Below are 20,202 nucleotides of genomic sequence, written 5' to 3' on the forward strand. Positions count from 1 at the left end.
CGTGCCGATGAACAGGGTTTCAGTAGATGTATCACTCATCGGCGACATGGCGGCGCGGCTGGCCGAACTGCCCGGTGTCCGGGCAGTCGTCCTCGGTGGCAGCCGCGCCCGTGGCACACACCGCCCGGACTCCGACTGGGACCTCGGCGTCTACTACCGGGGTGCTCCCGACCTGGCCGCGCTGACCGCACTCGCGTGCGAGGTGACGGGCTCCCCGGTGGAGGTGGCGGGTCCGGGCGGCTGGGGGCCGTGGGTCAACGGCGGTGCGTGGCTGCGGGTCGACGGCACGCCGGTGGACTGGATCCTGCGCGACCTGGACCGGGTCGAGCAGGTCTGGTCCGACTGCCGTGAGGGCCGCTTCGAGGTGGGCATCCAGCCCGGCCATCCGCTGGGGTTCTGGTCCCCCTGCTATCCGGGCGAGGTGGCGCTCAGCCGCGTACTGGCCGATCCTTCCGGTGAACTGACGGAGCTTCAACAGGAGACCCGCAGCTACCCGGAGCCGCTGCGCAAGGCGCTCGCCGACGCCGCCTGGGAGGCGGACTTCTCGGTGGCCGCGGCACGAAAATCGGCCTCCTCCGGCGACACCCTGCATGTCGCACTGTGCCTGTCGAGGGCGTTCGGCATCCTCGTCCAGTCCCTCCACGCCCATCACCGCACCTGGTGTCTGAACGAGAAGGGCGCGCTGGCGGCGGCCGCGCTGCTGCCGCAGACTCCGGCGGACTTCGCCGAGCGGGTGGGCGTGGCGCTGCGGGGGCTGGACGTGGCGGCGGTGGAGACGGCGGCCGCTGTGGTGCGGGATGTGCGGGCAGTGTTCCGGTGACCGGGTCCGGCTTAGGATCCGGTCATGATCGCCGAACTTCAGTGCGTGGTGCTCGACTGCCCCGATCCCGTACGTCTCGCCGAGTTCTACCGGTCGGTCGTGGGCGGCCGGGTCAACGAACCGGACCGCCGGTGGGGGCTCGACGAGAACTGGGCGACGCTGCACACCGACGCCGGTCTCGTCCTCGCGTTCCAGCGGGCGGCGGATTATCGGCCGCCGCAGTGGCCGGACCCGGCGCGGCCCCAGCAGTTCCATCTGGACTTCGGTGTGCCGGACCTGGACGCGGCGCAGGCTGAGGTCGTCGCGGCCGGCGCGACCGTACTCGACGACGGGAGCGCGGACGGCGTCGGGGAGGCGGACCCGGAGCGGGCCGAGCGGCCGTGGCGGATCTATGCCGATCCGGCGGGGCATCCGTTCTGTCTGGTCCTGCACCGGGTGACGCAGCCGTAGCCCGGTCGTCGCGGACGGCTGTGCCGCAGCGCCTGCGCGTCGGCGAGCCGCACCGAGACCCGCCGCTCCAGGTGAGCAGGATCATCCTCCGGCGCGCAGTGCCTCCAGGATCCGCTCGGCCGTCGCCTCGTCGCGGGCGGCCGTGAAGGGCAGGGCGTTGCCGCCGGTGATACGGAACGGGGCACCCGAGAGCGTGGCCTGCGCGCCACCCGCCTCCGTGACCAGGAGCAGGCCCGCCGCGTGGTCCCAGGCGTACTCCCAGTTGAAGGCGACCGCGTCCTGGTCGCCGCGGGCGACGGCCAGGTATTCGAGGCCCGCAGCGCCGCACGGGCGCGCGTTGATGCCTTCGGTGCGCAGCCCGAGCAGGGCGTGCTTCTGGGCGTCGGAGGTGTAGTCGGGGTGCGACATGGCCACCTCGAGCACGGCGCCCGGCGCGGGCGATCCGGAACGCATCGGGACGCCGTTCAGCGTGGCGCCGCGGCCGCGGACCGCGACCGCCATCTTGTCCAGGGCCGCGGCGTACGTCCACGAGGCGAGGAGTTCGCCGTGGTGGGCGAGGGCGACGAGGGTGCAGAAGCCGGGCTCGCCGCGGACGAACTGGCGGGTGCCGTCGACCGGGTCGACGATCCAGACCGGTGCCTCGCCGCCCAGGGCGTCGTACACCTTCGGATCGGCGTGGACCGACTCCTCACCGACGACCACCGAGCCGGGCAGGAGGCGGGTGAGGGACGCGGTGAGGTGTTCCTCGGCGAGGCGGTCGGCGGTGGTGACGAGGTCGTGCGGACCGCTCTTCTCGACGATCTCGTGTGCGGCGAGCTGCCGGTAGCGCGGCATGATCTCGGCGGCGGCCGCTGCGCGGACCGCTGCCTCGACCTCGGTCAGGTCCCCGGCAAGGAAGTCATCGATCATGACTCCAGCTAAGCACGGTCCACCGGGTCCCTGACGACCTGGTCATGACGTGTAGGTGACCGTCAGCGGCCTACGGCGTACCCCTGCATGCCACGCGGGTTCGCGGCGGCGGAGAGCACGCCGGTCTCCGGGTCGCGGGCGACGGCGCACATCCGGCCCTCGGACCACGGATCCCCGACCGTGACGTCATGGCCCCGGCGGCGCAGCTCCTCGACGACCTCCGGGTCCATGCCCTCCTCGACGGTGACGCTGCCGGGCCGCATACCGCGCGGGAAGAACGAGCCGGGAAAGCTGTCGTTGTGCCAGTTCGGTGCGTCGATGGCGCCCTGCAGGTCGAGCCCGCCCCGGACCTCGGCGCGCAGCGCGACGGCGAGGAAGAAGTGGACCTGCCACTGGTCCTGCTGGTCGCCGCCGGGCGTGCCGAAGGCCATCACCGGGACGCCGTCGCGCAGGGCGAGGGACGGGGTGAGGGTGGTGCGGGGGCGGCGGCCGGGGGTGAGGGAGTTCGGCAGGTCCTCGTCGAGCCAGGCCATCTGGAGGCGGGTGCCGAGCGGGAAGCCGAGCTCCGGCACGACCGGGTTGGACTGGAGCCAGCCACCGCTGGGGGTCGCGGAGACCATGTTGCCCCAGCGGTCGACGATGTCGACGTGGCAGGTGTCACCACGGGTCGCGCCGTCCTTGGCGACGGTCGGCTCGCCGACGCCCGCCGCCGGGATGCCCATGGCGTCGAACCCGCCCTCGCCGGAGGCGACGGCGTGCGCGTGTTCGCTGAGGACAGGGGTGCGGCCGCCGGGGCTGCCGGGGCGCAGCTCGCGCGACGCCTCGTCGGTGATCAGTGCGCGCCGCTCGGCGTTGTACGGCTCCGAGAGCAGCACGTCGAGGGGCACGTCGGCGGCGTCGCCGTACCAGGCCTCACGGTCGGCCATGGCGAGCTTGCAGCCCTCGATGAGCAGGTGTACGTACTCCGCGGAGCCGTACTGCGGGAGCTCGGCGGGGAGCAGGGCGAGCTGCTGGAGGAAGGCGGGGCCCTGGCTCCAGCCGCCGGCCTTGGCGAGCGTCCAGCCGTTCCAGTCGTACGTGGCGGGCGCCTCGTACGACGCGGACCAGCCGGCCAGGTCGGCGGCGGTGAGGGTGCCGGTGTGGCGGCTGCCGCTGGTGTCCATGGTGGGGCGGGCGGCCTGGCGGACCAGGGCTTCGGCGATGAAGCCCTCGCTCCAGATCTTCCGTGCGGCGTCGATCTGGGCGATGCGGTCGTCGCCGCCGGTCTTCTCGGCCTCGGCGATCAGGCGGCGCCAGGTCGCGGCGAGGGCGGGATTGCGGAAGAGCTCGCCCGGCTCGGGGGACTTGCCGCCCGGGAGGTAGACGTCGGCGGAGGACTGCCACTCGGTCTCGAAGAGTTCGCGGACCGTCTCGACGGTCTGGCCTATCCGCTCGACGGGTGCGTGGCCGTCCTCCGCGTAGCCGATCGCGTACCGCAGCACCTCGGCGACGGACTTGGTGCCGTGGTCGCGCAGCAGCAGCATCCAGGCGTCGAACGCACCGGGGACCGCGGCGGCGAGGGGGCCGGTGCCGGGGACGAGGTCCAGACCGAGGGAGCGGTAGTGGGCGACGGTGGCGCCGGCCGGGGCCGGGCCCTGGCCGCAGAGGACCTGCACGTCGCCGTCGCTCGGCGCCAGGATCATCGGCACCTCACCGGCCGGGCCGTTGAGGTGCGGTTCGACGACGTGCAGGACGAATCCGGCGGCGACGGCGGCGTCATAGGCGTTGCCGCCGTCCTCCAGGACGGCCATCGCGGACTGCGAGGCGAGCCAGTGGGTGGAGGACACCATGCCGAAGGTGCCCTGAAGGGTCGGCCGGGTGGTGAACACGGATGCGGCTCCTAGCTGCGACGTGCTGTGCGACGTACTTGTGTGTGGTTCGGATCGTATGTACGGAAGGTCAGGAGGCCGCGTCCGGGGCGGTCCCGTCCGCTTCGACGAGGTGACAGGAGACCTGCCGTCCGCCGGGCAGCTCGCGCAGGGCCGGTACCTCGGTGCGGCAGCGGTCGGTGGCGAGCGGGCAGCGGGTGTGGAAGCGGCAGCCTGCCGGGGGATCGAGCGGGCTGGGCAGGTCGCCGTGGAGCACGATGCGTTCGCGGGAGCGCTGCTCGACCGGGTCGGGGACGGGCGCGGCGGAGAGCAGCGCCTGGGTGTAGGGGTGCTTCGGGGAGGCGAACAGGTCGGCGGTCGGGGCCTGTTCGACGATCTGCCCGAGGTACATCACGGCGATCCGGTCGGCGAGGAACTCGACGGCGGCCAGGTCGTGGGTGATGAACAGGCAGCCGAACCCGCGGTCGCGCTGCAGGTCGGCGAGCAGGTTGAGGACGGACGCCTGCACGGAGACGTCGAGCGCGGACGTCGGTTCGTCGGCGACGACCAGATCGGGGTCGCAGGAGAGTGCACGGGCGATGGAGATGCGCTGGCGCTGGCCGCCGGAGAGCTCGTGCGGATGCCGGTCGGCGTGCTCGGGGCGCAGGCCGACCTGACCGAGGAGCTGCTCGACCCTGGCGCGCACCTCCTCGCCCCGGGCCTGGCGGTGCAGCTTGATCGGTTCGGCGATGATCTGGCCGATGGTCATGCGTGGGTCGAGCGAGGACGACGGGTCCTGGAAGACCAGGTGGAAGTCCTTGCGCAGGGGGCGCAGGGCGCGGCGCGAGAGGTGGGTGACGTCGGTGCCGTTGATGCGGACGGTGCCGCCGGTCGGTTCGTCGAGGCGTACGGCGCAGCGGCCGACGGTCGACTTACCACTGCCGGACTCGCCGACCAGGCCGACGACCTCGCCGCGGCCGATGGTGATCGAGACACCGTCGACGGCGCGGACGGTGCCACCGCCGGAGGCGCCGAAGTGCCGTTCCATGGCGGTGATTTCGAGCACCGGTATGTTCTCTCCGGCGGCTCCGTCGCTGCCGCGCGGTGCGGGGACCGTCTGTGCGGTGGTCACTCTCCGGCCTCCTGGTCAGGTGTGTCGGTCGTGTCGGGTGCGGGGGTGGTGTCCGCGGCGGCGTCGGCGCCGTAGGGGTGCCAGCAGGCCGCCCGGTGGAGGGCGTCCGCGCCCGCCTTCGGATCGATGGCCTTGAAGCCGGGTCGGCCAGCGGTGCAGGTGTCGTCGGCGCGGCTGCACCGAGGGGCGAAGGTGCAGGCGTCCGGCTGGCTGTCGAGGCTCGGCACCAGGCCGGGGATCTCGGGCAGCCGCCGCTTGCCCTCGCCGCCGGGCCGCAGGACGGCGCCGAGCAGGCCCTGGGTGTACGGGTGTCGGGCGGAGGCGAACAGGTCGTGGACCGGCGCCTGTTCGACGGAGCGTCCGGCGTACATCACCAGCACCCGGTCGGCGGCGTCCGCCACCACGCCGAGGTCGTGGGTGACCAGGACGATCGCCGTACCGAGCCGTTCGCGCAGCGACTGGAGGACTTCGAGGATGCCGGCCTGGACGGTGACGTCGAGTGCGGTGGTCGGCTCGTCGGCGATGAGTACGGACGGGTCGCAGGCGACGGCGATCGCGATCATCACGCGCTGCCGCATACCGCCGGAGAGCTGGTGCGGGTACTCGTCGATGCGGCGCTGCGGGGCCGGGATGCCGACCAGTTCGAGGAGTTCGACGGCCCTCGCCCTGGCGTCCTTCCTGCTCAGCCCCTGGTGCCTGCGCAGCACTTCGCCGATCTGCCGGCCGATGGTGAGGACCGGGTTGAGCGAGGTCATCGGTTCCTGGAAGATCATCGCGATGTCCTTGCCGCGGACCTTCTGGAGCTCCTTCTCGTGGGTGCCGACCAGTTCCCGGCCGCCGAGCCTGATGGAACCGCCGATGTGCGCGGTGGACGGGAGCAGGCCCATCACTGCCATGGAGGTGACGGACTTGCCGCACCCCGACTCCCCCACCACGGCGAGGACTTCGCCGGGGGCGAGGTCGTAGGAGACACCGTCGACGGCGTGCACGGTCCGGGTGTCGGAGCGGAACGACACCGACAGGTCGCGGACGCTCAGGACCGGCTCGCGCACCGGCTCCCGTACGGGTTCGAGAAGGGTCTCGGTCATCGGGTGCCTCCGCGGGGGTCGAGGACGTCACGCAGTCCGTCGCCGAGCAGGTTGAAGGCCAGCGTCGCCGCGACGATCGCCAGGCCGGGGAAGACGGCGAGCCAGGGGGCGGGCGCCAGGAACGACTGGGCGCCGGAGAGCATCACGCCGAGCGACGGGGCCGGCGGCTGGACACCGAGCCCGAGGAAGCTGAGCAGCGCCTCGCCGATGATCGCGGCGGGGATGCCGACGGTCGCCTGCACGATCAGTGCCGAGGTGGCGTTGGGCAGGATGTGCCGGAAGAGCACGGTGCCGTCTCCACCGCCGTTGGCGATGGCCGCGCCGACGTAGTCGACGTGCTTGAGCCGCAGGGTCTCGGCCCGGGTGATGCGGATGACTGCGGGGATCTGCGAGATGCCGATGGCGATGGTGGCGTTGGTCAGCGACGGGCCGAGGATCGCGGCCAGGCCGACGGCGAGCACCAGGAACGGGAACGCCAGCATGGTGTCGGTGAGCCGGGAGATGGTGCTGTCCGCGAACCGGCCGTAGTAGCCGCCGACCAGTCCGAGGGGTACGCCGATGACGAAGGCCAGCACGACGGCGACGAGGCCGACCTGCATGGAGGCGCGTGCCCCGTACACGATGCGGGAGAGCTGGTCGCGTCCGAGGTCGTCGGTGCCGAGCCAGTGGGCCCAGCTGGGTTCGGCGAGTACGTTCCCGAAATTCGGCTGGGCGGGGTCGTACGGGGCGATCAGTGGCGCGAGGAGCGCGGCGAGGACGAAGACGGCGGCGATGATGCCGCCGGTGAGGGCGAGCCGGTTCTTGCGCAGGGCGCGGAGCCGGCCGCTGCTGGGCCGCTTCCTGGCGGCCTCCGGGGTGGTGGGGAGCGCTGTGGTCGCGGTGGTCACCGGGCACCTCCGAGCCGGATGCGCGGGTCGATGACCGAATAGACCACGTCGACCAGCAGATTGATGAGGATGTACGCGGCGGAGGTGCAGAGCACCACGGCCTGGAGTGTCGCGTAGTCGCGGGTGAAGACGGCGTCGATGGTGAGTTTGCCGAAGCCGGGCAGGACGAAGATCTGCTCGGTGACCACGGCGCCGGAGATCAGATGGCCGAGCTGGAGACCGAGGACGGTCACGACGGTGACGAGCGAGTTGCGCAGGGCGTGCCCGCCGACGACGGACCGCTTCGACAGCCCCTTGGCGCGGGCGGTACGGACGTAGTCGGCGGAGAGCGAGTCGAGCATCGCGGCCCGGGTCTGCCGCATCACGACGGCGGCGAGTCCGGAGCCGAGGACGATCGCGGGCAGCACCATGCGGCGCAGGTTGTCGATCGGATCGGTGCCGAACGGTACGTAGCCGGAAGCGGCGAACACCGGTACGGCGATGGCGAATCCGAGGACCAGCACGATGCCGAGCCAGAAGGTCGGGACGGAGAGGCCGATCAGCGCGATGACGTTGGCGAGCCATTCCTCCGGCTTGCCGCGCCGCACGGCGGCGACGACTCCGGCGCCGATGCCGAGGACGACGGCGAGCAGCAGGGAGAGCGCCGCCAGTTCCAGGGTGACGGGCAGGGCCTGGCCGATGGCGTCGGCGACCGGGAGTCCGGTACGGGAGGACGTGCCGAGGTCGCCGGTGAGGGCGTGGCCGATGAACCGCCCGTACTGCACAAAGATGTTGTCGTTGAGCCCGTACGCCTCACGGATCGCGGCGAGCGCCTCGGGGCTGCGTTCCTCACCGGCGAGGGCGAGCGCCGGGTCGCCGGGCAGGGCCCGGATGCCGGCGAACACGACGATGGAGACGAGGAAGAGCGTGATGAGGGACTGACGAAGGCGCGTCAGCAGGTATTTCGTCATCGGGTGTACCCCGCAGTCTTGACCCGGACCAGACCGTCGCCGTAGACGCGGATACCCGCGACGGACTTGGTGGCGACGACGTAGTTCTTCTGCCGGTAGAGGTAGATCATCGTGTGGGCGTCCTGAACGCGCCGGGTCAGCTCGTTGTAGATCTTGGTGCGCCGGGCCGGGTCGGCGACGGTGCGGCCCTCGTCGATCAGCCGGTCGATCTCGGGGTCATCGAGGCCATAGGCGTTCATGGCGCCCGCTGTCCTGAGGAAGTTGGAGACGTTGCCGTCCGGGTCGAGCCGGCCGGACCAGCCGCTGGTGAAGACGTCGTAGTGCCCGGCGTCGGTCTCCGAGAGCATGGTGGCGTACTCGGTGGGCCGCAGGGAGAGGTCGAAGCCGGCCTCCTTGACCATGGCCTGGAGGACCTGCCCGACGCGTCCCTGTTCGGGGGTGGTGGAGGTCTTCAGCTCGATCTTCACCGGGGTCTTCACCCCGGCCTCCTTCAGCAGCTTCTTCGCCTCGGCGACATCACGCCCGGGACAGTCCTGGGGCTTGACGCCGGGGGCGATGGCGGACTGCGGGGAGATCGGCCCACAGGCCGGCTCGTACATGCCCTGGAAGACGACCTTGTTGAGTGTCTCGCGGTCGATGGCGAGCTCGAACGCCTCACGGACCCGGACGTCCCGGGCGATCGGGGTGTCGAGCTTGCCGGGCTTCTTGCCGAGGCCGTGCACATTGCCGACGTTGAGTCCGATGCCCTGGTAGCCGAGCGACGGCGAGTTGAAGAGCTGGAGCTTGGGCTCGGTCAGCGCGCTCCGGACGTCGATGGGGCCCATCTGGTCGCCGACCTGAAGGTCGCCGGAGCGCAGGTTGGCGAGCCGGACGTTGCCGTCGGGGATCGGCTTGTAGACGACCCCGTCGAGGTGGACCTTGTCCGCGTCGTAGTAGTTGGGGTCCTTCTTCAGCACGATCCGGTCGCCGCCGACCCGCTCGACGAACCGGAACGGTCCGACGCAGGACGGGTGGTTCGTGAAGTTCTTCCCGTACTTCTTGAGCGCGGTCGGTGACATCACCATCCCGGCCCGGTCGGCGAGCACACCGGTGAGCGGGACGTACGGGTGGTCGAGCTCCATCCGCACGGTGTACGGGCCGGTGGCCCGGACGGACTTGACCGGGGCCAGTTCGGTGCCGCGCGCGGAGCCGGGCAGATCGCGGTGGCGCAGCAGCGAGGTGACGACGGCCTGGGCATCGAGCCTCGTGCCGTCGCTGAATTTCAGGTCGTGGCGCAGCCGGACGCTGACGGTGCGACCGTCGGCCGAGGTGGCGGGCAGTGCGGCGGCGAGCTGCGGCACGACCACGCCGTCCTCGTCGATGTCGTAGAGCTTCTCGCACATGCCCGCGAAGACCGTCCGGCCGACGAGGGTCTGGGCCAGGGTGGGGTCGAGTTTGTCCGGGTCGGAGTTGAGAGCAACGGTGAGCGTCCCGCCGTCGCGTACGGGCCGTTCATCGGTTTTCCGCACACCGCCGACCTCGGTCGCCGAGGACTGCAACGACGCGCAGCCCGAGGTGAGGGACACCAATGCAACTGCCACCAGGGCAACCGCTTTTCGGCGCACGAGGGCCTACCTCCCGCCAGAGGATGATCAAGGAATACCGCCGACCGTATTTCGCATACAGTCCGCAGGGCAAGGGGGGTGTCCATATGGCGGACGGTTTTCACTGACGATCGGATAACGGAAAGGTGTAGGACACACACGGGCCGGGCGGATTGACCTGGATGCCCTGTTACGACATCGAGGCCAGTCCGCCCGGCCTGTTTCCGCCGGTCCGTCGGGGCCCTACCCCGCCCCGTCCCGGCCCGGCTCAGCGGCGCGTCAGACGCACCGTGACCAGCTCGAACGGGCGCAGCGACAGCTGTACGCCCCCGTCCACCCGCACCGGCACGTTGCCCTCGGCGAGCGGCCGCTCCAGCAGGTCGGTCACCTTCGGATCGGCGAACTCGAAGCCGATGCCGAGCCGGACCCTGGCACGGCCGCCGGTCGACTCGTAGAGCCGTACGACGACATCGCCGCTCGCGTCGTCCGCCAGCTTGACGGCGCTGACCACGACCGCGTCGTTGTCCACGGTCACCAGCGGCGCCACCGTACGGTCACCGGCGACCCGACGCTCCGGCAGGTTGATCCGGAAGCCCTCACGGACCGCGTCACCGATCGTGGCGCCCGGCGCGAGCGCATGGCGGAAGCGGTGCACGCCCTGGTCGGTCTCCGGGTCGGGGAAGCGCGGGGCGCGCAGCAGTGAGACCCGGACGGTGGTGGTCGTCCCGGCGTTCGAGTCGCGGACGGTACGGGTCACGTCGTGGCCGTACGTCGAGTCGTTGACGAGCGCGACGCCCCAGCCCGGCTCCTCCAGGTGGACGAAGCGGTGGTTGCAGGCCTCGAACTTGGCGGCCTCCCAGCTGGTGTTGGTGTGGGTGGCCCGGTAGAAGTGTCCGAACTGGGTCTCGGAGGCGTACCGCTCGGCGTGGATGTCCAGCGGGAACGCGGCCTTCAGGAACTTCTCCGTCTCGTGCCAGTCGACCTCGGTGTCGATGTCGAGCCGCTTGGCGCCCGGGGAGAGCGTCAGCACCTGGGTGACCCGGGAGTCGCCGAAGCTGCGGACGATACGGACGCCGACCGCGCCCTCGTCCTCGACGGGGGTGAGCTCGTCGAGCTCCGTCAGATCCGTGACGGTGTTGCGGTAGAACGCGTCGACGTCCCAGGCATCCCACATGTTCGGGAAGTCCGGGTGGATCTGCAGCAGGTTCGCGGCCTGCCCGGGCGCCACGGTCTCGCGCTCGGCGCCGATGTCGTACGCGGACACCACCAGACCGCGGCCGTCGATCTCCACCTGGAGCAGGCCGTTGTCGAGCACGTAGCCGCCGCCCTCGCGCGGTGCCTGCCGGCCCGGGCTGCCGACCGTGACGGCCCCGGCGCCACCGGCCGCAACCCCGCCGCGGGTGTGCGGCGCGGAGTTGAAGACGAGCAGCTCCCCCGATGCGGGGTCCCCTGCCAGGGCGCGCTGCGCGGCGGCGACGATGCCGTTCAGTTCATCGGCCACGGCCGCGTACGTCTTCTCGGCCTCGCGGTGCACCCAGGCGATCGACGAACCGGGCAGGATGTCGTGGAACTGGTGCAGCAGCACCGTCTTCCAGATCCGGTCCAGCTCCGCGTACGGGTAGGGGAACCCGGTGCGCACGGCGGCGGTGGCGGCCCACAGCTCGGCCTCGCGCAGCAGGTGCTCGCTGCGACGGTTGCCCTGCTTGGTCTTCGCCTGGCTGGTGAGGGTGGCGCGGTGCAGTTCCAGGTAGAGCTCGCCGACCCACACCGGGGCGTTCGGGTACTCCGCCTCCGCCTTGGTGAAGAAGTCGGCGGGCGTCTCCCAGGTCACGGTGGCCGAGCCTTCGAGGCTGCGCATCCTGGCCGCCTTCGCGACCATCTCGCGCGTGGTGCCGCCGCCTCCGTCGCCCCAGCCGGTCGGCGCGAGGGAGTGCCGGGCGACGCCCTTGTCCTTGAAGTTCTTCGCCGCGTGGGCGATCTCGCTGCCCTTCATCGAGCAGTTGTAGGTGTCGACGGGCGGGAAGTGGGTGAAGATCCGGGTGCCGTCGATGCCTTCCCACTGGAAGGTGTGGTGCGGGAACTTGTTGGTCTGGCTCCACGAGATCTTCTGGGTGAGCAGCCACTTGGAGCCGGCGGCCTTGATGATCTGCGGCAGACCGGCGGCGAAGCCGAAGGTGTCGGGCAGCCAGGCCTCGTCGTTCTCGACACCGAACTCGTCGAGGAAGAACCGCTTTCCGTGCACGAACTGACGGGCCATCGCCTCGGAGCCCGGCATGTTCGTGTCGGACTCGACCCACATGCCGCCGGACGGCACGAACCGTCCGTCCGCCACGGCCTTCTTGACCTTGGCGTAGACCTCGGGGCGGTGCTCCTTGATCCAGGCGAACTGCTGGGCCTGGGACATCGCGAAGACGAAGTCGGGCTCGTCCTCCAGCAGGGCCGTCATGTTGGACGTCGTGCGGGCGACCTTGCGGACCGTCTCGCGCAGCGGCCACAGCCAGGCGGAATCGATGTGCGCGTGACCGACGGCGCTGATCCGGTGCGCGGACGGCTCGGCGGGGGCGGCGAGGACCGTGGCGAGCTCGGCGCGGGCGGCGGCCGCGGTGCCGTTCACGTCCTGCAGGTCGACCCTGTCGAGAGCCCGGCCGACGGCACGCAGGACGTCCCAGCGGCGGGCGCCCTCGACCGGAAGTTCCGCCATGAGTTCGCCGAGCACCTCCAGGTCCTGGACGAGGTTCCACACGTTCTCGTCGAAGACGGCGAGATCCATCCGGGCGAGGGTGTACTGCGGTTCGCTGCCCGCGGTCTCCTTGTCACCGAGCTGCGTCGGCAGAAAGGGGTGGTAGTCGAGTATGACCGGGTTGGATGCGGCCTCGATGTGCAGCAGCACGTCCTCGCCGCCCGCGACGGGGGCGCCGATGCGCACCCACTGATTGCGCGGGTTGAGGCCCTTCACCGGGGTGCCGTCGGGCCGGTAGACAAGGCCCTCGCACTGGAAGCCGGGCATGTTCTCGTCGAAGCCGAGGTCGAGGAGCGCCTCGACGGTGCGGCCCGCCCATGCCTGCGGAACGGTTCCGGAGACCCGGAACCAACTGGTGCCCCAGGGCGCGCCCCACCGGTCGCCGACCGCGATGGACACGGCCGGGGCCGCGAGGCCCTCGGCGACGGGGACGGGCTCACCCGGCGCGGTCCAGACGGCGACGTCCAGCGGTACGGACTCCGGGTGGACGGCGGGCCGGATGCGCTCGTCGAGAACGCGCTTGAGACGGGCTTCGACCAGGGTGCGGTCGTCATGCATGAGGGTGACTCCGTGGTGGGTTGGGGTGCGGATCCGGTTGCGTGGGGCCGGGGTGCGTCAGGGGACCTGGTCCGGGGTGAGGACCTCGGTGATCCCGCGGGCGGACAGGTGTTCCTTGTTCCCGGCCTGGCTCGCGAGGACGGCGGTGGGCCGGACCCCGTCCGCGGTGAGCCGGGCGAACGCCTCGAAGAACGCGCCGCCGGGGGCGCACGTGGAGCGCCGGGGCGCAGTGTCGTCGTCTCCGGTGTCGACGACGAGTGCGGTGGTGCGGGGCGCCGGGCGGTACTCCGTACCCCGCCGGTCCGCCACGATCCCGGCGATGGCCTCACCGGCCGGTTTGACCTGCCGGTCGTTGGTCAACAGGCCCAGGCTGTATTCGAGTTCGGGGAAGTCGGCCAGCGACCGGGACACGTCGTGGGAGCACCACCAGGTGATGCCCCACACGTCCTCGCAGTCCAGGGCGTTCGCCACGGTCGCCTCGGTGAACGCGGCCGCGTGCTCGGCGGGAACGAGCGGAGCCGGGGCGCCGACCTCCTGCAGCCAGACGGGCCGGTGCGGGTCGGTGGCCCATGCCTTGGACAGTTCGATCAGATAGGCGGCGTGGTGCTCGGTGGCGGTTCCGGTTCGGCCGTGCCGTTGGGCGGTGCCGTTGAAGACCCACGAGTGCACGGCGGTGACCGCGCCGATCCGGGCCGCGTGGGCGGGCGTGAACGCGTGGTCGTCCTGATACCAGGCGGCGTCGTACTCGGCGTGCAGATGGAGCCTGCCCGGCGCTCCCTCCTCGCAGGCGTCGAGCAGGGTGCGAAGCCAACGGCCTGCCTGTTCGGGGGTGATGATATCCGGGTCGGGGTGCGGGGGGCCGGAGAACTGATTGATCTCATTGCCCAGCGTCATACCGAGGAAGTTCGGTCGGTCGGCGAGGGCTGCGGCGAGCGTTCGCAGGTATTCGGCCTGGCCCGCCACCACGTCCGGGTCGGTGAAGATGTTGCGCCGGTGCCAGGTCTGCGTCCATGCGGGCAGGAAGTCGAAACTCGACAGGTGGCCCTGCAGTCCGTCCACATTGACGTCGAGGCCGCGCTCGGCCGCGGCGTCGGCGAGCTGGACGAGCTGCTCGACGGCGCGCGGCCGGATGAGGGTGCGGTTGGGCTGGAAGAGCGGCCAGAGCGGGAAGACCCGGATGTGGTCGAGGCCGAGGCCTGCGATCGAGTCCAGGTCGGCGCGCACGGCGTCGAGGTCGAAGTCCAGCCAGTGGTGGAACCAGCCTTGGCTGGGCGTGTAGTTGACGCCGAAGCGCAGCGGGGAGTGAGGCATACGGTACGGGTGTCCTGGTTCTGTGGTGCGAAGGAGCGGGGAAGGCCGGGCGGTCAGCCCTTGACGGCGCCTTCGCCGACGCCCCGGAAGAAGAAACGCTGCAGGCAGGCGAAGAGCACGATGAGCGGGAGCACGGCGATGATCGTGCCCGCGGCGACGAGCCGTTCGTCGTTCGCGAACGTGCCGTGCAGATAGTTCAGCCCGATGGTCAGGGTGAAGTTCGCCGGGTCGCTCAGCACGATCAGCGGCCACAGGAAGTCGTCCCAGGCCCCCATGAAGGCGAAGATCGCTACGACGGCGAGGGTTCCTCTGACCGAGGGAAGGGCGACCCAGAAGAACCGCTGCCAGACATTGGCACCGTCGACGAACGCCGCCTCCTCCACCTCGTGCGGAAGGTTGAGGAACGCGTTGCGCATCAGCAGGACGTTCATCGCGGCGACGGATCCCGGCAGCAGCACACCGATCAGGGTGTTGTTCAGACCGAGCTCACGCATGGTGGTGAACTGGGCGATGATGATGCCCTCGACGGGTACGAGCATGGCGAGGATGAACGCCAGCGTCGCGGCCCTGCGCCCCCGGTACCGCATCCTGGCCAGCGCGTAGCCGGCCAGTGCGGAGCCGACGCAGTTGGTGACCACATTGGCGGTCGCCACCTTGACGGAGTTCAGCGCGTAGTCCCAGACCGGGATGGTCTCGGCGACCCGCGTGTAGTTGTCCAGGGTGGGGTGGCCGGGGAAGAACTTCGGCGGGGAGCTGAAGATGTCCTCGCCGGGCCCCTTGAGGGAGGTCGAGAGCTGCCACAGGAACGGTCCGACGGTCAGCGCGAGTACGGCGAGCAGCAGGACGTAGCGCAGCAGGAGCTGCCATACCGGGATGCGGCGGCCGTCGGCGTCGGTGAGGGTCAGGATGCTCATGCGTCCTCCTTGCGGTCGGCGCGGAGCACCAGGAGCATCAGGGCGACCGTCACGACGAAGATGACCACGGAGATCGCGGAGGCATAGCCGACCCGCCCGGTCAGTCCGGTGCCGACGCGCTGGACCAGCATCACCAGGGTGGTGTCCTCGCCGGCCGGGCCGCCGGAGGGACCGGCCATCAGATAGACCTCGGAGAACGCCTTGAAGGCGGCGACCGACGCCAGCGCCCCGACGAGGACCATGGTGGAGCGGACGGCGGGAACGGTCACGGTGAAGAACCGGCGAACGGCGCCGGCACCGTCCACGGAGGCCGCCTCGTGGAGTTCCCTGGGGACGTTGGCCAGCGCGGCCAGATAGATGATCATGTAGTAGCCGAGGCCCTTCCAGACCGTGACCGTCATCGCGCTGAGCAGCAGCAGCCACTGGTCGCTCAGGAAGCCGACCCTGCCGATCCCCACCGCCTCCAGTACCGCGTTGACCAGCCCCCGGTCGTCGAGCATCCACACCCAGATCAGCCCTACGACGACGATGGAGGCGACGACGGGGGTGTAGAAGGCCGAGCGGAAGAACGTGATGCCGGGGATGTTCCGCTGGACGAGCATCGCCAGGAGCAGCGGCAGGAGAACGAGGGCGGGGACGACCCCGACCACGTACAGCGTGCTGTTCCGCAGCCCGATCCAGAACATCTCGTCGTGGATCAGCTCCTGGAAGTTCGCCAGGCCGACGAACTTCCCGGGTATCAGCGTCCGGCGGTCGGTGAAGGCGTTGACCAGGGTGCTGAAGAACGGGAAGAGGCTGAAGGTTCCGACGACGAGCAGGCCGGGGGCCGCGAACAGCCACGGGCTGGAGGGGAGATGGCGGCGTATCCGGTGACCGGGGAGCCGGCCGGACCGGCGGTCGCCGGGACGTGCGCCCCGGGCCGCCGGTACCGCTGTGCCGCTGTCCCGGATCGGCGGAGATGCCGTGGCCGATTTCATGAGGGGGGTCTTCACGGGGGGCTCAGCTCTGCTGCAGCAGCCGGTCGCAGGCCTTGACAGCGTTGTCAAGAGCTTCCTTGGGGCTCTGCTTGCCCTGCAGCGCCTTCGCCACCTGGTTGCGCAGCTCGGTCTTCATCTGGTCACTGAAGAGCACCGGCGTGTAATTGACCGCCGTTTTGAGGGACTTGGCGGCGGCGATCCGGACCCGGGTCACGTCGGTGCCGTCCTCCTCGGTGAAGTACGGGTCGTCGAGGGATCCGGCGGTGCTCGGGAAGATGGCGACCTGCTTCGCGAAGTCCATCTGCCGCGTCGCGTCGGTCACGTAGTGGGCGAAGGCCACAGCCGCCGGCTTCTGCTTCGTCTGCGCGTTCACCATGACGCCCATGACGTACATGTTGGCCTTGCCGGTGCTGCTGATCTGGTCGGTGATCCCGATGTTCTTGTAGAGGCTCGGGGCCTGCTTCTTGAAGTTCTCCAGGTCCAGTGCGCTGCCCGGGTTCATCGCCACGGACCCGGTGAGGAACTTGTGGCCGGACGACTCGGGGGTCGCGGTCAGCGCCTGCGGGTCGAGCGCCTTGGCGTCGTACAGCTCCTTGTAGTGGGTGAGCAGTTCGACACCCTTGGCGTCATTGAAGGCGAAGCCCGTACCTTCCTTGTTCATCAGCTGTCCGCCGTAGCGGCCGAAGTCCTCGATGGTGGGCACGTTGGCCAGCGTGGCGACCTTGCCCTTGCTCTTCGTGGCCAGTTCCAGACCTGCGTCGAAGAGTTCGTCGTAGGTGGTCGGCGGCTTCTCGGGGTCGAGTCCGGCGTCCTTGAAGAGGGACTTGTTGTAGAAGAGCGGTCCGGTGTTGAGGTACCAGGGGAAGGCGTAGGTCCCTTCCATGCCCGGTATCCGGTGGCTCTGCCAGGCGCCCGGCAGGTACTCCTTGCGGTACTTCGCCGCCGCCTTGTCGAGGTCCAGTGCGAGCCCCGCCTTGGCCAGTGGTGCGACCAGGTCGGGCGAGACATTGACGACGTCCGGCAGCGTGCCGCCGGCCGCGTCGGCACTGATCTTGTCCGCGTAGCCCTCGGCCGGCCGGTCGACCCACTTGACCTCGGTGCCCGGGTACTTCTTCTCGAAGTCCGCGATCACCCCGTTGAAGTAGTCCTTGAAGTTCGCCTGCAGGTTCCAGGTCTGGAAGGTGATCTTTCCTTCGACCTTGCCGGAGGCGTCGGACGAGGTGTCGCCGGATCCGCCTCCGCACGCGCTCAGCGGCAGGACGGTGGCGAGTACGGCGGCAGCGGCTACTGCTCTGCGGGAGATACGCACGGTGAACGGCTCCTTTGCTCGGACCAGGCGTGCGGACGACAGGCCGAGGCCGATGACGCTCCGGCTGCGTACGCCCAGCAGACCTTCCAATGCACACGGCGCAAAGTCAATACATTCGCTTGAAGTTAGCCTCAACTTTCCAGATACTTGCAGGTCAGAGCGGTATATGGAGCTATTGACGACGCTTGACTAATGCGCTTTAGGGGTCATGCACTCAAGCGCATTAGTTGACCGAGCACTTCGGTCGACCAAAGCGCCGGCAAGGCTTACGATGCACCGGGGGCGAGTGAGCACCACGCCTCCCAGGAGCGACGGGGAACGCAGGAAGAGGGGCACCGGGTGACACCGAAGGGGCTGCCGGCCGAGGAGACCCGGCCGGCAAGGCGCACACCCGCGCGACGGCCGACCATGAAGGACATCGCCCAGCGCGCCGGAGTGTCGGAGAGCGCGGTCTCCTTCGCGCTCAACGACCGCCCCGGCGTCTCGGAGATCACCCGGGACCGGATCCGGCGCGTCGCCGAGCAGTTGGGCTGGCGGCCGAGCACCGCCGCCCGCGCACTGTCGGGTGAGGGGTCGGCCACCGTGGGGCTGGTCGTGGCGCGCCCGGCGGCGAGCCTGGGCGTGGACTCGTTCTTCCTCCAGCTGATCTCCGGCATCCAGGAGGTGCTGGCCGAGCGGCAACTCGGGCTGCTCTTCCAGGTGGTGGAGGACGTGGAGGCCGAGTGCGCCGTCTACCGGCGCTGGTGGGCGGAGCACCGCGTCGACGGGGTACTCGTCGTCGATCCCCGTACGGACGACCCCCGCCCCGGCCTGCTGGACGAACTCGGGCTGCCCGGAGTCGTGATCGGCGCTCTGCCCGGCAGCGACACGGGTCCGCACCCGGGGCTCTCGCAGGTACGCGCGGACGATGCGGGCGCCATGGCGGCGATCGTCGGCCGGCTGCACGAGCTGGGCCATCGGCGCATCGTGCACATCGCGGGGCTGCCTTCCCTCGCCCACACCGACCGGCGCATCCGCTCCCTGCGTATCGAGGCCGACCGGCGCGGGCTGGCCGAGGCCCACTCGGTGACCACGGACTACTCCGACACGGAGGGCGCGGCCGTCACGCGCAGAGTCCTGGAGCGGTCCACGCCGCCGACCGCGATCATCTACGACAACGATGTGATGGCTGCGGCCGGAGCCACGGTCGTCGCGGGCCTCGGCCGCTCCGTTCCAGGCGATGTCTCGGTCGTGTCGTGGGAGGACTCCGCGCTGTGCCGGCTGACGGTGCCCTGGCTGACCGCGCTGTCCCGGGACACGGTCGCGTTCGGACGGATCGCCGCACGCGAGCTGACCGCACTGCTCGACGGCGGTGCGGCCCGCACCGTGCAGGTACCGCTGCCCGGGCTGATCGAGCGCGGAAGTACGGCACCGGCGCCCGGCGGCCCATGAGGCGGGCGGGCGGGCGTGACTGACGCCCGTACCCCGATGGGGTGTCTCCTACGCTGCCTGAGCCCACCGAGCGTCTGTGTTCCATCAAGCTCGATGGGTGGTTCGTCACGATATGATGCGCTTTGTGATCATGCCCGGGCAGCTGCGGCGCCGTCGTCCTCCCTACGGTGGCCGGTGGGAAGCTGCTCCGCTGGCCCCGGTGATCCTCACCTTCCTCATCGCCGGCCTGGCGTTCTCCACACCGAGGGAGATCGCCGTCAGCCGCCTCCTGCCCGCCGCACCCGCCCTCGCCGCCGCGATGTGGCCCGTGCTCCCCACGATCCTGCTGGGGACGTTCTGCCTGCTGGTGATGGTCGGCCTCAGCTTCGTGTACACCGACCTGGGGACGCCGTACACGGCGGCTGCGATCGTCGCGGTCACCTTGGCAGCCGCATACGCGAGCCATGTCCGACTCCAGCGGGAGGAGGCGCTCTTCCAGATCCGGCTCGTCGCCGACACAGCCCAGAAAGTGCTGCTGCGCCCCCTGCCGCGCCGCATCAAGAACATCGAGATCGAGTCGCTGTATCTGGCGGCTCAGGAGCAGGCCCGGATCGGCGGCGACTTCTATGAGGCGGCCGACACACCGTACGGGCTCCGGCTCCTCATCGGCGACGTGCGCGGCAAGGGCCTGTCCGCGGTGGGGGCGGCCTCGGCGGTGATCAGCTGCTTCCGGGAGGCCGCATACGACGAGCCCGATCTGAGGGGCATCACCCATCGTCTGGACACCAGCATCAACCGCCACAGCGCCACGTTCCCCGCCCACGATCTGCCGGAGCGCTTCGCCACCGCCCTTATCGCCGAGATCCCGCACGGCGGCGGCCACGTCAGGCTTCTCAACTGCGGGCATCCCCCGCCGCTCATCGCGCACCTCGGGGAGATCCGCGTCCTGGAGCCCACCACTCCCTCGCCGCCCCTCAACCTCGCGACGCTGATCGGGGACCAGTACTACGTCGACACCGTCGCCTTCGCCCCGGGCGACCAACTGCTGCTCTACACCGACGGCGTAACGGAGACCCGGGACCGCACCGGCGAATTCTTCCCCCTGCCGGACTGGATGCGACGGCAAGGCCCGACGCCGCCCCGCGAGCTGCTCGACCGGCTTCACCGGGCCCTGCTCCACTACAGCGGCGGAAGGCTCGACGACGACATCGCGGCCCTCGCCGTGCGGCGCCCGCCTACCCACGCTCCGGAAGCACCCCATGCAGGTGGCTGGAAGCCGTAGACAGGACCCGCCGGCCCGCCGACAGCGGCACGCCA

16 protein-coding genes are annotated in these 20,202 nt (G+C 70.4%); 4 read left to right on the forward strand and 12 right to left on the reverse strand.

The genetic code is table 11. The features are described from left to right. The first annotated feature begins 7 nt into the window (after positions 1-7). Complete coding sequence (locus OHA88_RS12280; RefSeq protein WP_328625525.1) at positions 8-820, forward strand: nucleotidyltransferase domain-containing protein; 813 nt, start codon at positions 8-10, stop codon at positions 818-820. A 24-nt stretch (positions 821-844) separates the two neighbouring features. Beyond that, entirely contained in the window at positions 845-1,270 is a 426-nt protein-coding gene (locus OHA88_RS12285) for a VOC family protein (RefSeq protein ID WP_328625526.1), read from the forward strand. Positions 1,271-1,351: 81 nt separating this feature from the next. Here OHA88_RS12285 and OHA88_RS12290 read toward each other — a convergent pair whose 3' ends face one another. The 12 genes from OHA88_RS12290 to OHA88_RS12345 all read right to left on the reverse strand — a co-directional run bounded on the left by OHA88_RS12290 (position 1,352) and on the right by OHA88_RS12345 (position 17,475). Continuing rightward, positions 1,352-2,179 (reverse strand): inositol monophosphatase family protein, encoded by an 828-nt coding sequence (locus OHA88_RS12290; protein WP_328625527.1) that lies wholly within the window; start codon positions 2,177-2,179, stop codon positions 1,352-1,354. Positions 2,180-2,241: 62 nt separating this feature from the next. After that, complete coding sequence (locus tag OHA88_RS12295) at positions 2,242-4,047, reverse strand: gamma-glutamyltransferase family protein (RefSeq protein ID WP_328625528.1); 1,806 nt, start codon at positions 4,045-4,047, stop codon at positions 2,242-2,244. A gap of 70 nt (positions 4,048-4,117) precedes the next feature. Then, positions 4,118-5,074, reverse strand: coding sequence for an ABC transporter ATP-binding protein (locus OHA88_RS12300; RefSeq protein WP_328629665.1), 957 nt, complete (start codon positions 5,072-5,074; stop codon positions 4,118-4,120). A gap of 80 nt (positions 5,075-5,154) precedes the next feature. Next, complete coding sequence (locus OHA88_RS12305) at positions 5,155-6,246, reverse strand: ABC transporter ATP-binding protein (protein WP_328625529.1); 1,092 nt, start codon at positions 6,244-6,246, stop codon at positions 5,155-5,157. Then, the gene (locus OHA88_RS12310) at positions 6,243-7,133 is read right to left on the reverse strand and encodes an ABC transporter permease (protein WP_326606543.1); all 891 of its coding nucleotides are present in this window, start codon (positions 7,131-7,133) and stop codon (positions 6,243-6,245) included. Before OHA88_RS12310 ends, OHA88_RS12305 begins: the two co-directional genes overlap by 4 nt. Beyond that, positions 7,130-8,083, reverse strand: coding sequence for an ABC transporter permease (locus OHA88_RS12315; RefSeq protein ID WP_328625530.1), 954 nt, complete (start codon positions 8,081-8,083; stop codon positions 7,130-7,132). The genes OHA88_RS12310 and OHA88_RS12315 overlap by 4 nt, the downstream gene beginning before the upstream one ends. Beyond that, the gene (locus tag OHA88_RS12320; protein WP_328625531.1) at positions 8,080-9,663 is read right to left on the reverse strand and encodes an ABC transporter substrate-binding protein; all 1,584 of its coding nucleotides are present in this window, start codon (positions 9,661-9,663) and stop codon (positions 8,080-8,082) included. The genes OHA88_RS12315 and OHA88_RS12320 overlap by 4 nt, the downstream gene beginning before the upstream one ends. A 271-nt stretch (positions 9,664-9,934) precedes the next feature. Next, a complete protein-coding gene (locus OHA88_RS12325) occupies positions 9,935-12,964 on the reverse strand; it encodes an alpha-mannosidase (protein WP_328625532.1) in 3,030 nt (1,009 codons plus the stop codon). 57 nt (positions 12,965-13,021) lie between these two features. Beyond that, the gene (locus OHA88_RS12330) at positions 13,022-14,275 is read right to left on the reverse strand and encodes a glycoside hydrolase 5 family protein (protein WP_328625533.1); all 1,254 of its coding nucleotides are present in this window, start codon (positions 14,273-14,275) and stop codon (positions 13,022-13,024) included. A gap of 53 nt (positions 14,276-14,328) precedes the next feature. Then, entirely contained in the window at positions 14,329-15,189 is an 861-nt protein-coding gene (locus OHA88_RS12335) for a carbohydrate ABC transporter permease (RefSeq protein ID WP_326606539.1), read from the reverse strand. Next, positions 15,186-16,166 carry a carbohydrate ABC transporter permease gene (locus tag OHA88_RS12340; protein ID WP_425899638.1) on the reverse strand — a complete coding sequence of 327 codons (981 nt, stop codon included), beginning with the start codon at positions 16,164-16,166 and terminating at the stop codon, positions 15,186-15,188. The genes OHA88_RS12335 and OHA88_RS12340 overlap by 4 nt, the downstream gene beginning before the upstream one ends. Before the next feature lie 22 nt (positions 16,167-16,188). After that, positions 16,189-17,475: an ABC transporter substrate-binding protein gene (locus tag OHA88_RS12345; protein WP_328625535.1), complete on the reverse strand. Its 1,287-nt coding sequence runs from the start codon at positions 17,473-17,475 to the stop codon at positions 16,189-16,191. Positions 17,476-17,883: 408 nt separating this feature from the next. On the opposite strand from OHA88_RS12345, the gene OHA88_RS12350 reads away from it, so the two are divergent. After that, the gene (locus OHA88_RS12350) at positions 17,884-18,906 is read left to right on the forward strand and encodes a LacI family DNA-binding transcriptional regulator (RefSeq protein WP_326606537.1); all 1,023 of its coding nucleotides are present in this window, start codon (positions 17,884-17,886) and stop codon (positions 18,904-18,906) included. Positions 18,907-19,030: 124 nt separating this feature from the next. Further along, a complete protein-coding gene (locus tag OHA88_RS12355; protein WP_328625536.1) occupies positions 19,031-20,167 on the forward strand; it encodes a PP2C family protein-serine/threonine phosphatase in 1,137 nt (378 codons plus the stop codon). Positions 20,168-20,202 lie beyond the last annotated feature (35 nt).

Origin of the sequence: Streptomyces sp. NBC_00353, assembly GCF_036108815.1 — a bacterium.
Taxonomy (GTDB): domain Bacteria; phylum Actinomycetota; class Actinomycetes; order Streptomycetales; family Streptomycetaceae; genus Streptomyces.